Below are 13,240 nucleotides of genomic sequence, written 5' to 3'. Positions count from 1 at the left end.
AACATCGAGGAGATCGTCAGGCGGGCGGGGGTTCAGTGCGATCCCGGATGGGCGCCGGCGACGTCGTCGCCGGCGTTCGTCGGCTGCTGGGCGGCCAGGGATGCGAGCAGGCGCAGGCGTTCGGCGGAGGGTGAGCCGGGTTCGGCGGTGTAGATGATGAGCACGAGTCCGGGTTCGGCGGTGATGGCGAGTTCTTCGTAGGCGAGGAGGAGTTCGCCCACCTCGGGATGGTTGAACCGCTTCGTGCCCGTTCCGTGGGTGCGGACGTCGTGTGCGGCCCAGAGCGTGCGGAACGTGTCGCTGCGAGTGGAGAGCTCGCCGACCAGGTCCTGCAGGGCGCGGTCGTGCGGGTCGCGGCCGGCTTCCGCCCGCATGATCGCCACGCACATCTCGGCGAACAGGTCCCAGTCGGGGTAGAAGTCGCGGGAGGACGGGTCGAGGAACTGGAAGCGGGCCAGGTTGGGAGTGCGTCCGCCGTCGCCGATGACGGGCGCGTAGAAGCGGCGGCCGAGGGCGTTGGCCGCCAGCAGGTCCTGGCGGGGGTTGCGGACGAACGCGACGCCGTCGGTGATGGCCTCCAGCGCCCAGTGCAGGCTGGGGCGGGAGGCGCTCTGGCGGGTGGCGCGGCGGCGCGGGCGGCCGGAGGCGGGGATGCCGTCGGCGGCGCGGGCCAGGTCGAACAGGTGGGCGCGCTCGGTGTCGTCCAGGTGCAGCGCCCGGGCGATCGCCTCCAGGACGGACGCGGACGCGCCGGCGATCTGGCCGCGTTCGAGCTTGGCGTAATACTCGACGCTCACCCCGGCGAGAATGGCGACCTCGGTGCGGCGCAAGCCGGGCACCCGCCGGTTGGCGCCGCCCGGGATGCCGGCCTGCTCGGGCGTGACCTTGGCCCGGCGCGAGGTGAGAAACTCGCGGACTTCGCGGCGGTTATCCATAATCCCAGCGTAGAGGCGGTCTGGAAGGTCTGGGATGCCCTGTCGGTACACCCCTTGACAGAGACTCCCGCCCTGCCGCCGGGGCCCTTTGACTGGAGTAGTGCTCAATCAATCTCCATCCACGTCGCAGCCGGCCTCCCGGCTGTTGCCCACGCTGTTGCTCCTGTTGACCGTGTTCGGTCCCATCTCGATGGATCTGTACCTGCCGGTTCTGCCCGCGTTGACGGACGAGCTGAACGCGGCGACGTCGATGGCGCAACTGACCGTCACCGCTTGCCTCATCGGGCTGGCGTTGGGGCAGCTCGTCGCAGGGCCGCTGTCGGACCGGTTCGGCCGCGCCCGGCCTCTGTACGTCGGCTTGGCCGCCTACGTCGCGACCTCGTTGCTGTGCGCCCTCAGCCCGAGCATCGAGACGCTCATCATCGCGCGGCTGGTCCAGGGGCTCGCCGGCGGCGCCGGAATCGTGATCGCGCAGGCGGCGGGACGTGACCTCTACTCCGGCGGGAAGCTCATCCGCTACTACGGCCGCATGACCGTGCTCGGCGGCCTGGCCGCCATCGTGGGACCGCTGGTGGGCGGCCAGCTGGCCCGGGTCACCGACTGGCGCGGACTGTTCACGCTCCTGGCGGTGATCGGCGCGCTCATCCTGGCGCTCATCGCCTTCGGCTACCGCGAGACGCTGCCCCGGACGAGCCGTACGACGGGTGGGTTCGCCCGAACCGGCCGCGACTTCCGCACCCTGCTGGCCGACCGCGTCTTCACCGGCGCGGTGCTGCTGCAGGGGTTCGTCAACGCCGCCCTGTTCGCCTACCTGGCCGGGGCCACCTACGTCCTGCAGGGCGTCTACGGCCTGTCGCCGCAGCAGTACGCGCTCGCCTTCGGGCTGAACTCGGCCGGGTTCATGGTCTTCGGTTACCTGGCCGGGCGTAGCAGCGAGCGGTGGAGCGTGCGCGGCCCCCTGGCCGTGGGCCTGGCCATGTGCGCGCTCGGCGCGCTCGGCCTGCTGGCCGCCGGGCTGTGGACGCTGCCGCTGGCCGTGGTGATCGTCTCGCTGCTGATCATGGTCAGCGGCGTGGCCGCCACCACCCCGCCCGCCACCACGCTGGCCCTGGCCGGATACCCGCACATGGCGGGCACCGCCTCCTCGCTCCTTGGCATGGCCCGCTTCGCCTTCGGCGGTGTCGCCGCCCCCTTCGTCGGCCTGGCCGGGGCGGACGGCATGCTGCCGCTCGGGATCGTCACCGTCGTCTCGATCGCGCTCGCGCTGGCGGCCTGCGCCGCTCTCAGCCCCCGGCATCCCGCCCGGACGGCGCGGCCGTCCCCGGCCGCCGAACCCGAGCTCGCCGCCGCGCCGACGCGGTGAGCACGTCGTGCGGACGCCGGGCTAAATGCCGGGAAAGAGTTCCTCTCGCCTGTTCATGCCTCACCTATCGGGGGAAATGCCTCCTCTGCTGGGGAACCGTGCGGGACGCTGCCGGCGCCGGTTCGGCCGCGACATCTGGCCACCGGCCGGCGAGGCACCTTGGGCGTCGGGCCTTCGACGCTCGACGGAGTCCGCTGATCCGCCGCCGTCACCCAACACTCGAAGGAGACACCACTCATGCGTGGAGCAGTTCTGCGCGGCCCCGGCGACGTGCGCGTCGAGGACCGTCCCGACCCGGCGCTCGTCCGGCCCACCGACGCGGTCATCCGCATCACCGCCACATGCGTGTGCGGCTCGGACCTGTGGCCCTACCGAGGCGTGGACAGGTCCGACGCGCCGGCGCCGATGGGACACGAGTACGTCGGCGTGGTCGAGCAGACCGGCGACCAGGTCAAGACGATCAAGCCAGGCGACTTCGTCGTCGGCTCGTTCTTCGCCTCCGACAACACCTGCGAGATCTGCCGGGCCGGCTACCAGTCCCGCTGCGTGCACGCCGAACCGATCGGCGCGATCGGCACCCAGGCCCAGTACGCCCGCATCCCGCTGGCCGACGGCACCCTGGTCGCCACCCCCGCCATGCCCGACGCCGACCTCGTCCCGAGCCTGCTGACCGCCTCCGACGTGCTGGGCACCGGCTGGTTCGGCGCGGTCGCCGCCGAGGCCGGGCCCGGCAAGACCGTCGCCGTCGTGGGCGACGGCGCGGTCGGCCTGCTCGCCGTCCTGGCCGCCCGGCGGCTCGGCGCCGAACGCATCGTCGCCTTCAGCCGCCACGCCGACCGGCAGAAGCTCGCCCTGGAGTTCGGCGCCACCGACATCGTCACCGAACGCGGAGACCAGGGCGTCACCCGGCTCAAGGAGCTGACCGGCGGGCTCGGCGCGCACTCGGTCATCGAGGCCGTCGGCACCCAGGAGTCGATGATGCAGGCCATCCGCGCCACCCGGCCCGGCGGGCACGTCGGCTACGTCGGGGTCGCCCACGACGTCGAACTGCCGGGCGAGGAGCTGTTCTTCTCCGGCGTCCACCTGCACGGCGGCCCGGCCCCGGTACGCCGCTTCCTGCCCGAGCTCATCGACCTGATCTGGAACCGCGCGATCGACCCGGGCAAGGTCTTCGACCTCGACCTCCCGCTGGAGGACGCCGCCGAGGGCTACCGCGCGATGGACGAACGCCGCGCCGTCAAGACCCTGCTGCGCCCCTGACGGCCCCCATCCCTTCGCAAGAGATCACCGACCACGAGAAGGACCGGCCATGGAACTGCTGAAGCAGCCACCGACCACCAAGGGACCAGCCGAATGGTTCACCGGGGACGTCTGGTTCGACGTCATCCACCGCGGCGAGGACCCGTCCCGATCCCGCGCGAACATGGTCAGGTTCGCGCCCGGCGCCCGAACCGCCTGGCACTCCCACGGCCTCGGTCAGACGCTGTTCATCGTCGAAGGCGTCGCGCTGATCCAGTCCCGCGGCGGCCGGCTGATCGAGGCCCATCCGGGCGACGTCGTCTGGACCCCGCCGGGCGAGGAGCACTGGCACGGTGCCGCCCCCGGCCACTTCATGACCCACCTGGCCCTGTGGGAAGGCGACGACACCGCCTGGCTGGAGCACGTCACCGACGCCGACTACACCGCGACGCCGGCCGCCACCCGCCAAGCACCCTGAAGAGGATCGACATGGACTACGAGCACCTGGGCCGCAGCGGGCTGCGCGTCAGCCGGCTCGCCCTGGGCACGATGAACTTCGGCGACGCGACCGACGAACCCACCGCCTTCCAGATCATGGACGCCGCGGTCGAGGCGGGCATCAACTTCTTCGACACCGCCGACGTCTACGGCGGCCCCCAGAGGCCGGACATGGACCAGGGGTACGGCCTCTCCGAGGAGATCATCGGCCGCTGGCTCTCCCAGGGCGGCCGCCGGGACCGGATCGTCCTGGCGACCAAGGTCTACCAGCCGATGGGGCTCGGACGGAACGACAAATACCTGTCGGCCTACCACATCCGCCGCGCCTGCGAGGCGAGCCTGCGCCGCCTGCAGACCGACCACATCGACCTTTACCAGATGCACCACGTCGACCGTGCCACGCCGTGGGAGGAGATCTGGCAGGCGATGGACCAGCTCATGCGCGAGGGCAAGGTCACCTACATCGGCAGCAGCAACTTCGCCGGCTGGGACATTGCCACCGCCCAGAACGCCGCCACCTCCCGCAACCTGCTCGGCCTGGTCTCGGAGCAGAGCCTGTACAACCTCACCGCCCGCACCGTCGAACTGGAAGTCATCCCGGCGCTGCGCTACTACGGCATCGGCCTCATCCCCTGGAGCCCGCTCGCCGGCGGGCTGCTCGGCGGCGTCCTGCGCAAGGTGAGCGAGGGCCGCCGCGCCGGCGACCAGATCCGGCAGCAGATCGAGCAGCACCGCCCCCAGCTCGAACGCTACGAGGTCCTCTGCTCCGACCTCGGCGAGCAACCCGCCGACGTCGCCCTGGCCTGGCTGCTGCACAACCCCGTCCTGACCGCCGCCATCATCGGCCCGCGGACCGTCGAGCAGCTCAAGGACAGCCCGCGCGCCCTGGAGATCGTCCTGTCGCAGGAGACGCTCCGTGAGCTCGACGACATCTGGCCGGGGCCGGGAGGAGAAGCCCCCCAGGCATACGCCTGGTGACCCAGGCGCATGCCGCCGGCCCGCAGTTAGCTCCCGCGCCGCCGCTGACCTTCCTGCACCGAACCGGCGCCTCGGCCCGTCTTCCGGGTCGGGGCCGGTCCCTGCCAACCCCCGAACCCCCGAAGATGCCACCCGCGATGATCAGTCAGTCTCCAGGACCGCGCTGGCGGTCCTCCTCACCGTCACAGCGTGCGGTGGGGCTGGCGGCACCGGCCAAGCAGCCCATGCTCCGGCAACGACATCATCGGCCGCACCAGCCACTTCGTGCCGTCCACCTCGTGAGGCGGGGGACTTACCGGAGCTCCGCGGGCGTTTTGCGTCTCCCCCTGTCGGGGGGCGACGGTCTCCGCGACGGTCTCCGCGACGGGCGCGGGGACGGCGACTGCGTGGCCGGCGATGTTCTGGGCCGCGTTGATGTCCCGGTTCAAGGTCAGTCCGCACCCGCAGATGAACACCCGATCGGCCAGGGTGAGGCGTGGGTTTGCCGCCCGCAGGCCGAACAGGTCTTGCTGGGCGGAAACCATCGGTCGAGGACCGCCAGGGTGGATCCGCGCGGACCAGCTGCGGGATCAACTGCGTGAGGAAAGCGACCGGACCATGCCCACGACCGGCACGGCTCGGCCGTCGGCGTTGTCGGACGCGGTGGACCCGCCGCGTCACCGGCGACCTGGGAGACGTCGGGGCGGCCCGAGGTCCCGGCGAGCGGGTCGAGAAGGCGGTTGCCGAAGACGGCGATCGCCCGCTCGGCCCGGTGCCGGTGAAGTAGCGCCAGCACCTGATCCCGCTGTGGTCAGCAGCGGCCTCACCGGATCCTCGGCCGCCGCTCACCATCGGAGAACTCCAGGTCGAAGGCGCCGAGTACGAGATCACTGCACGCACCCGTCGGTTCTCCCACCCTCTCTCCTGGAACTCAAGCCCGGTAGTCACTCAATCTTCGATGAGACACCGTAGTGGTGCTCAACCTTCGATGACCGTGCTCAGTCTTCGCTGCGACAGAACATGTAACGACAAGATGCCGTCTGATCTCGGTGATCAGACGGGATCCCGGCAGCTTCAGTCCAATCGTCTCAAGAACGGTCCGGGGAGGCGGCGGGCGGGTCAGCCGGTGATGACGTCCAGGCCGGGCCAGTCCCGGGTCGCGGTGCCGAAGTCCTGGAACATCAGTTCGCGCAGTCCCAGGCCGAGGTCTATGTTGCCGGTCACCGTGCCGAGGGCCATGACCTGGCTCCCGTCGCCGGTCAGGCTGAAGACCGGGCCGCCGCTGTCGCCGTGCTGAGAACCCGGCCCCGCGGCTGAGATCAGGTCCTCGTAGCACTCGTAGTTGCCGTAGATGTCGCCGTCCGGATCGCAGATCCAGCTGTAGTACGCGTCGACGTAGTGCCCGCAGCGGGCGCCCGAGGTGGTGCCGGAGAAGCACACGAACTGTCCCGGGGCCGCCCACAGCCAGCCTTTGACGGGCTTGGTGAAGTCGCTCACGCCCGGCGTGCCGTCCCAGATCCGTCCCGCCGTCGCCGCCTCGACCAGGAGCAGGTCGTGCCCGACATGTTCCCGCCGCACCGGGCCGATCTGGCCTCCCTCGTTGTTCTCGCCGGTGCTGTCGGTGAAGAAGTCCTGGTCGCCGGCGCAATGCCCGGCGGTCAACAGGTAGCGGGTCGTGCCGAGGGTGACGCCGAACCCGCCGGTGCAGTGGTAGTACCACTGGCCGTTGCCTCCGCACTGCCGGGGCGAGGGCGGGCCGAAAGCGGTGTTGCGGATGGCGACACCGCCGTACCACAGGGGTTGGTCGTCGCAGCGGCCACCCCGGGCGGCGGTGTCCAGGACGGGGAGAGCCATCAGGAGGCGGCGCTGCGTGAACTGCGAGAGGAGACCGGGCTGACGGGCGTGGCACTGGGCCGGCAAGGCTTGACGCCCACCTCTTCCGAAGTGGTCTCCGAGTTGCCGTTCGGGTTCTGGGTGAGCTTGATCGGGCGCGGCAACCACTACGACCAGCGCCTGTGGCGCACAACGCTCTACCAGGCCTTTCCCGGATATCGGGGTGGCCGCCACGCGCTGCACCGCAAGCTGGAGTTTCTGCGCGTGCTGCGCAACGAGATCGCCCATCACGCTCCCATCTCCCATCAGCATCTGAACGCCGATCAGGTGGCGATCATGGCGATGCTCGGCTTCGTCGATGCGCCGCTGGCCGATCTTGTGGCCCTGTACGGTCCCGTTCCGGCCGTGCTGCCACGTGCCCGCAGCTGCGACGAGCAGGGCCTGGCGTTCTGTCAGCTGTGGACGTCGCGCCCAGGTGACGGGCAGCGACCCGACCTGGTGGGGCCGCGCTCGTCCCCCTCGCTTCTTGTCCCTCCAAGTGAGGACTTGCCGTGAGATCATCTCCTGGATCAGGGTGACATATGCAGGAGCGGGACATGATCACGATCGGTGTCATCGACGATCACGATCTCATCCGACATGGGCTTGAGCACGTCCTGGCGCAGTCGGAGGATTTCGCGGTCGTGCTCAGCGGGCGCGACCTGGCATCCATCGGCACCCAGCCGGAACTCGACGTGCTGGTGCTCGACCTCTACCTGGCGGGTGACGAGCCGTGCGTGCCCGCCATCGCCGAACTGTCGCAGCTGTACAACATCCTGGTGATCTCCGCCTCGGCCCGGCCCGCCGATCTGGTGGCCGCCGTACGAGCCGGGGCACGGGGTTACGTCACCAAGAGCGAGCCGGCCGAGCTCCTGTCCAGCGCCATCCGGGTCGTGGCGGCCCGCGGCTTCTACCTGTCGGCCGAGCTGGCCGACATCCTGCACGCGCGGATGTCGGCGCTGACCAAGCCCGCCCCCGCCGTGCCGCTGGCGCCGCGCGAGGAAGAGGTGCTCACCCATATCGCGCAAGGCTTCACCTACGACCAGATCGCCCGCCGGATGGGCATCAAGAAGTCCACGGTCGACACCCACATTGAGCGCATCCGGCGCAAGCTCCAGGTGGGCAACAAGGCCCAGCTGATCGCCGCCGCCCTGGACCGGATCGCCGAGCGGGGCATGAGTGGCCGGTGAGGCCGGCGCCCGTACCGAGGCCGTACTGGCCTGGACGGTGATCCTCTTCCGCGTCGGAGCCTTGGCCGAGGTGGTCGCACTCAACTACGTGGGTGACAGCGGATGGCGGAGGCACATTCCCGGCTTCGGCGCCGCACTGGCGGTGCTCGGGCTGACCAGCGCCGTGGTGGTCATGGCGTGCCGGCTGCGCCGCCGGCCTCCGGCCGGGCGGCTCGTCGCGGCCGACGCCGTGCTGACCGCCGGGGTCGGGGTGGGGATGACGGTGGTCGCCGCCGCCGCGCTGCGGGGGTCGGGACCGGATTTCCTGCTGCCGTACATGTTGCTGGTGTCCATCGGCATCGGTGTGTGCGTGCGCACGCTGCCCGGCGCCCTTGCCGCCACCGCGCCGCTGGCCGCCGCCTATCTGTACATGCAGGCCGCCAGCGGCTTCTTCTGGCTGGGCGCGCTGCCGCACACGATCGGTTTCTGGGTCAACGCAGGCATCGCCTGGTTCGTCACCTCGCTGCTGCGCAGGAACGCCGCCGAACTGGACGAGGCACGAGGACAGGTGGCCAGGCTGGCCGCCGAACAGGAACGCGCCAGGAACGGCCGCATCCTGCACGACCGGGTCCTGCAGACCTTGGAAGCCCTGGTCCGCGACGGCTGGGTGAACGATGAGCAGGTCAAGCGACACGTGGCCGCAGAGGCCAGGTGGCTGCGCCGCTACGTGCGGGGCGAGCACGACAGCGCCGGCAACAACCTCGTCACCGCGTTGGAAGAGGTGGTCGAACACGCCAACCAGGCGGGGCTGAGCGTGCAGTTGCACGCCGCCGGCCTGAAGTCCGCCGGCGTGGTCCTGCCGATCGCGACGGTCGAGGCGGTGACCGGAGCCGTGCGGGAGGCGCTGACGAACGTCCGCAAGCATGCCGGCACCGATCAGGCTGTCGTGCATGGGCAGGCGCGCCACAGCGACGTCGTGGTCAGCGTGCTGGACCAGGGCAACGGCTTCGAGTCGCGTGGCGCGGGGATGGGGCTGCGGGAGTCGATCGAGGCCAGGATCGCCGACATCGGCGGCACGAGCGTGATCGACTCCACTCCGGGGGAGGGGACCTTGATCGAACTGCGTGTCCCCCGATGACACCACCGCTGGTGTCCCGCTATTTCCCGACTGTCCGGGTGTGATCTTCTTCCCCACACTGGCATCCATGAAGCCCAACCGCACCGAAGGGACGGCACCGGTCAAGGGCGGAACGTATCGGCAGCAGGAAGCGTCCGGACCAGCATGCGGGGAACGGCCGGCCGACCTCGCATGACGGCGGCGATGCCAGAAAGGGAAACCGAATGTCTGACCCCATGCCTGATGACCGTCCAGCGCCACAGACGTACCAGATCTTCGTCAAGTCGAGCGCCGCTGACCTGTGGCAGGCCATCACCCTTCCGGAGGTGAGCAGGCACCATCTCGGTCAGGTGCGGACGACGGGAGAACCGGGAACACCGTTTCGCGTCCTGGGCCCTGACGGCGAGTCCTTGAGCGATGGCCTCATCGAGAAGTGGGATCCCCCGCAGACGCTGGTGACCAGCTGGCGCGCTCTGTGGAACGCGGACGTCGCGCAGGAGAAGGCCAGTCGCGTCAGCTGGTCGATCCAGGAGCGAGAAGGCGGATCCTGCCTGCTCACCCTCGTCCACGACCGGCTGGATGACGCGCCCCGCACGGCCTGCGCCGTGGCGGGCGAGGGGTGGATGTGGATCTTGAGCGCTCTGAAGACCGTGGTGGAGACCGGCCGGCCGCTGACCGCCGCGCCCTGACATCCCACCTGGACGCCCCCTGCCCGCCTCCCTGCCCGCCTTCTTGTCTGCGGAGTTCCCGTGACCTACACCTTCGACAGCTACATCCGCGCCACACCTCGGCAGGTGTGGAACACCTTCACCGATTCCGGCCTCAGCGCGCACGTCAACTTCGGCGCCACCATCGACTCGGACTGGAGGGTCGGCTCGCGCCTGCCCAGCCGTATCGGCGACGGCCCCGTCATGGTTGACGGCATCGTGCTGGAGGCGAGGGCGCCCTATCGGCTGGTGCGCACCTGGCAGGAGCTGTGGGATCCGGCCGCACGCGCCGAGCCGGCCTCCCGCGTCACCTACACCTTCACCGAACTGGCTCATCTGGCGCACCTGCGAGTGGTTCACGACCAGCTCGATCCCGCGAGCGTGACGGCCGGCCTCACCGCACGGGCATGGCCGATGGGATTGGCCAACCTCAAAACCCTCATCGAAACCGGCCAACCGCTCGGCCTCACCTTCGAGTTGGCCGCCGCCATCACTTCCTGAACTGTCTTGCGTCCAGTCCGCGCAGGACCTCTCGTCCGACCGTCGCACATTTCGTCTCGCCCCTGTTCCGCCGCCGCGGCGATGCCTCGCACGAGCGCGGCAAGGCGACAAGACCGTGCATCCTCCGCCATCACTGACACACGTTCCGAACACCACCGCTGGAGAAATCCATGATCACCTTGCCGCGTCCCCTGGTGCTCACCGTCCCCGTGCTGCTCCTGACGTCCATCGCCGCTGCACCCGCCCAGGCCGCCTGGCCGCGAGTATCCTTCCTGCCGCCGAAGGTGATGGTGCTCGACTTCGGCAACGCCGCCCAGGGTTGTGCGGGCGGCAAGGACGCCCAGTACAACGTCGGCGTCGACGACAACGGCACGTCTGTGAACTGGACCTACGCCAACGGCTCGCACCGCTGCCTGGAGGTGGGCTACCAGCCCTACTTCCACAACGAGACGTGCGCCTACTCCTTCTACGTGCCCAAAGGCAACCTCGCCACCGGCCAGATCAACTTCCACTTCGAGTACGGCAACGCGCGGCCACCGCGAGGCTCTGACGTCGTCACTCTCGACGAGGGCCCCGTCTGGTCGTGGCGCGTCGTCGCCAGGCGGGCAGGCGTGACTCGCATCTGGTTCGGCGACGACAACGGACAGCGTCATCCGGTGAAGATCGGCTGGGGCAGATCCGCCGCGTGGAGCGTCAAGCAGGAATGCCCGGCATGATGGCTACCGCTCCGGTGGCCAAGGACAGGCGGCGCGTGGTACCCGAAACCGTGCACGCGTGCGCCTTCCTGGCCTACCTGCTGGCTGGCGGCCTGCTCGCGGAGCTGTCGATCGTGGATCACCTGATCGATCTGAGAGTGCTGGCGGCCGACGACTGGGACGGCACACGGCCCGTGGTGCTGCTGTTGGCGCTGCCGATGCTCGCCGCGGCAGTGGCCGTGCATTGGGGCGTGCGTCAGGCCAGGCCGGTGCTGGCCATCGCCGCCTGGCTGCTGGCGGCGTTCCTGGTCATCTTGGCGATCGGTGTGATGGGGCTCTCCTCGGTCCCGGCGCCGGTCTGGCTGTCCGTCCTGGTCAACGCCGCCGCGGCCGTCGTGGTGGCCAGACTGCCCTACGGCCCGGAGGCCGATGCCTACCTGCGGGGGCGGGGCATCAGCAGGGCTGAGGCCCGTGCCGCCGCACAGGCCCGGGGGCGGGCGCCGGGTGGCGTTGTCCTGGCGGCCGTCCTCCTGGGTTCGGCCGCTCTGGTGGGAGTCATCGCCACGCTGGACCTGGTGGTGAACGCCGGCGGATCAGTACTACCGCCGTTGGCGATCGCCGCCATGGCGGTGGCGCTGGTCAGAGGGTTGCTCAAGGGTAGGTTGTGGGCCCGCGCCTATGCGATCATCGTGTTCGCCGTTGCCCTGGCAGGCGGGATGGTCACGATGATCGGCCTGTGGCGGGCCTCGATCCCACAGCAAGAGCTGCTGGCCTCCGCGCCGCCCGACGTGGGCCCGGCGGTGTTGACGGCGCTACTGATCATGGCCGTCGACGCCGTCCTGTTGTACGCGCTGACTTGGAAGGACACCAGCATCGACTTCTTCGCCGCCGGCTGGTGACCCAACAAGGCATCTTCCTCGAGGACCAGCATTGTCCGCCATGCCCGCAAGGCCGGCGCCACGCCGTTGGCGTTGCCCATCGTCGTAAGCTCCAGCACTCCGGAGATGCGGCTTTGCCGGCGCATGCAGGACTCCCTCCGGCATCGCACAAAGCGCAAGCTCGGGCGACTCGCCGTTGCCCGTCCGCTGTCTCGTCGATGCGTTGGCCCCTGTTCTGTTGCCCCCGTTCTTGGGGAGACATGTCCCTTCGCTGCGTGCCACGGCGGCTGTCACACCGCCTGCTTCCTGTGGTGATCGCCGTGGCCACCTCGCTGCCTCTGTCGAGTGGCGCGGGCACGCCTTCGCGCCCTCAGCTGCCGGGTGCGTCGCCTCGGCGCTCTCCCGCCTCTGACGGCCACGTCACAGAGCGTGATCCCGGCCCCCTCTTCGAGCAGGTCGCAGCCGGTCAAGCCGCCACAGCCCGTCACTCCGGTTCGTGAGCTTTCGGCAGCACCGTGTCGGGCAAGTGCTGCCTTCGCCCGTTGACTTCACCGTTTGCCGAGGCGGGTGTTCGGTCCCAGTCGAGGGAGACGCCGAAGGTGTCATGGAGACCGATGCGGCCCTTGTCCGTGAGGTGCACCACCCGTCGGGCGCGTCCCCTGCGCAACCACTCCAGCGCGAACAGCCGCTGGGCCAGGGCGGCGCCCAGCGCGCCCGCCAGGTGGTGACGGCCCTCGCCCCAGTCGACGCAGTAGCGGATCGCGGGCCGCCGCCGGGAGAACCCCTCGACCTCGATGCCGAACCTGGCCAGCACGCCGGCCCCCGCCGAGGTGATCCGGTAGCTGCCCGCGGCGCTGGTCAGGACCCCGCCCTCCACCAGCGCGGCGAGCAGTACCACGCCGAGCCGTCCGGCCAGGTGGTCGTAGCACAGCCGGGCCCGCAGCAGCGCCTGCGCGCGCACGCTGTCGTTCAGGGACCGGACCGGCAGCGGGCGGGCGATCCTGGCCAGCTCCTCCAGCACCCGGGCCACGTCGGTGCTGGCCAGACGGTAGTAGCGGTGGCGGCCGTCGTGCTCGACGGTGAGGAGTTTCGCCTCGCGGAGCCTGGCCAGGTGGCCGCTGATCGTGGACGGGCTCACGCCGGCCTCGGCGGCCAGCGCGCCGGCGGGCAGGACGCCGCCGTCCGCGAGCGCGCGCAGCACCTTCGCCCGTGAGGGGTCGCCGATGGCCGCCGCGACCTCGGCGATGTCCGCTTCCGTCGCAGTCTTCCACATGCACCCAGCCTAGGACGGGGACGCTTCGGCGAACGC

At 70.2% G+C, this 13,240-nt stretch carries 15 protein-coding genes; 11 read left to right on the top strand and 4 right to left on the bottom strand.

All coding sequences use genetic code 11. The features are described from left to right. Positions 1 to 32 precede the first annotated feature (32 nt). Complete coding sequence (locus tag ACIBST_RS34710; protein ID WP_397177818.1) at positions 33 to 935, bottom strand: helix-turn-helix transcriptional regulator; 903 nt, start codon at positions 933 to 935, stop codon at positions 33 to 35. A gap of 100 nt (positions 936 to 1,035) precedes the next feature. Between ACIBST_RS34710 and ACIBST_RS34705 the strand changes: the two genes are divergently transcribed. The 4 genes from ACIBST_RS34705 (at position 1,036) to ACIBST_RS34690 (ending at position 5,013) form a co-directional block, all read left to right on the top strand. After that, a complete protein-coding gene (locus tag ACIBST_RS34705) occupies positions 1,036 to 2,298 on the top strand; it encodes a multidrug effflux MFS transporter (RefSeq protein WP_397177817.1) in 1,263 nt (420 codons plus the stop codon). 237 nt (positions 2,299 to 2,535) lie between these two features. Beyond that, positions 2,536 to 3,558 carry a zinc-dependent alcohol dehydrogenase family protein gene (locus ACIBST_RS34700; protein WP_397177816.1) on the top strand — a complete coding sequence of 341 codons (1,023 nt, stop codon included), beginning with the start codon at positions 2,536 to 2,538 and terminating at the stop codon, positions 3,556 to 3,558. Between the two features lie 49 nt (positions 3,559 to 3,607). After that, on the top strand, positions 3,608 to 4,015 hold the full coding sequence (locus ACIBST_RS34695) for a cupin domain-containing protein (RefSeq protein ID WP_397177815.1): 408 nt from the start codon (positions 3,608 to 3,610) through the stop codon (positions 4,013 to 4,015). 11 nt (positions 4,016 to 4,026) lie between these two features. Further along, on the top strand, positions 4,027 to 5,013 hold the full coding sequence (locus ACIBST_RS34690; RefSeq protein WP_397177814.1) for an aldo/keto reductase: 987 nt from the start codon (positions 4,027 to 4,029) through the stop codon (positions 5,011 to 5,013). 182 nt (positions 5,014 to 5,195) lie between these two features. Here ACIBST_RS34690 and ACIBST_RS34685 read toward each other — a convergent pair whose 3' ends face one another. Both ACIBST_RS34685 and ACIBST_RS34680 read right to left on the bottom strand, forming a co-directional pair. Next, complete coding sequence (locus ACIBST_RS34685; protein WP_397177813.1) at positions 5,196 to 5,537, bottom strand: zinc ribbon domain-containing protein; 342 nt, start codon at positions 5,535 to 5,537, stop codon at positions 5,196 to 5,198. A 574-nt stretch (positions 5,538 to 6,111) separates the two neighbouring features. Next, positions 6,112 to 6,846 (bottom strand): trypsin-like serine protease, encoded by a 735-nt coding sequence (locus ACIBST_RS34680; protein WP_397177812.1) that lies wholly within the window; start codon positions 6,844 to 6,846, stop codon positions 6,112 to 6,114. A 48-nt stretch (positions 6,847 to 6,894) separates the two neighbouring features. Between ACIBST_RS34680 and ACIBST_RS34675 the strand changes: the two genes are divergently transcribed. The 7 genes from ACIBST_RS34675 (at position 6,895) to ACIBST_RS34645 (ending at position 11,952) form a co-directional block, all read left to right on the top strand. Beyond that, a complete protein-coding gene (locus ACIBST_RS34675) occupies positions 6,895 to 7,380 on the top strand; it encodes a hypothetical protein (RefSeq protein ID WP_397177927.1) in 486 nt (161 codons plus the stop codon). A gap of 41 nt (positions 7,381 to 7,421) precedes the next feature. After that, entirely contained in the window at positions 7,422 to 8,054 is a 633-nt protein-coding gene (locus ACIBST_RS34670; protein WP_397177811.1) for a LuxR C-terminal-related transcriptional regulator, read from the top strand. After that, on the top strand, positions 8,044 to 9,171 hold the full coding sequence (locus ACIBST_RS34665) for a sensor histidine kinase (RefSeq protein WP_397177810.1): 1,128 nt from the start codon (positions 8,044 to 8,046) through the stop codon (positions 9,169 to 9,171). The genes ACIBST_RS34670 and ACIBST_RS34665 overlap by 11 nt, the downstream gene beginning before the upstream one ends. Before the next feature lie 203 nt (positions 9,172 to 9,374). Beyond that, the gene (locus ACIBST_RS34660) at positions 9,375 to 9,839 is read left to right on the top strand and encodes an SRPBCC domain-containing protein (protein WP_397177809.1); all 465 of its coding nucleotides are present in this window, start codon (positions 9,375 to 9,377) and stop codon (positions 9,837 to 9,839) included. 60 nt (positions 9,840 to 9,899) lie between these two features. Beyond that, positions 9,900 to 10,358 carry an SRPBCC domain-containing protein gene (locus tag ACIBST_RS34655; RefSeq protein WP_397177808.1) on the top strand — a complete coding sequence of 153 codons (459 nt, stop codon included), beginning with the start codon at positions 9,900 to 9,902 and terminating at the stop codon, positions 10,356 to 10,358. Between the two features lie 170 nt (positions 10,359 to 10,528). Next, positions 10,529 to 11,074: a hypothetical protein gene (locus tag ACIBST_RS34650; protein WP_397177807.1), complete on the top strand. Its 546-nt coding sequence runs from the start codon at positions 10,529 to 10,531 to the stop codon at positions 11,072 to 11,074. Continuing rightward, the gene (locus tag ACIBST_RS34645) at positions 11,062 to 11,952 is read left to right on the top strand and encodes a hypothetical protein (protein WP_397177806.1); all 891 of its coding nucleotides are present in this window, start codon (positions 11,062 to 11,064) and stop codon (positions 11,950 to 11,952) included. Before ACIBST_RS34650 ends, ACIBST_RS34645 begins: the two co-directional genes overlap by 13 nt. Positions 11,953 to 12,415: 463 nt before the next feature. Here ACIBST_RS34645 and ACIBST_RS34640 read toward each other — a convergent pair whose 3' ends face one another. After that, positions 12,416 to 13,204, bottom strand: a complete 789-nt coding sequence (locus ACIBST_RS34640) for an ArsR/SmtB family transcription factor (RefSeq protein ID WP_397177805.1) — start codon at positions 13,202 to 13,204, stop codon at positions 12,416 to 12,418. Positions 13,205 to 13,240 lie beyond the last annotated feature (36 nt).

It is taken from the genome of Nonomuraea sp. NPDC049684 (assembly GCF_044465345.1).
Taxonomy (GTDB): Bacteria; Actinomycetota; Actinomycetes; order Streptosporangiales; family Streptosporangiaceae; genus Nonomuraea.
The sequence above is the reverse complement of the archived record's forward strand: the minus strand, read 5'-3'. Positions and strand labels throughout refer to the sequence as shown.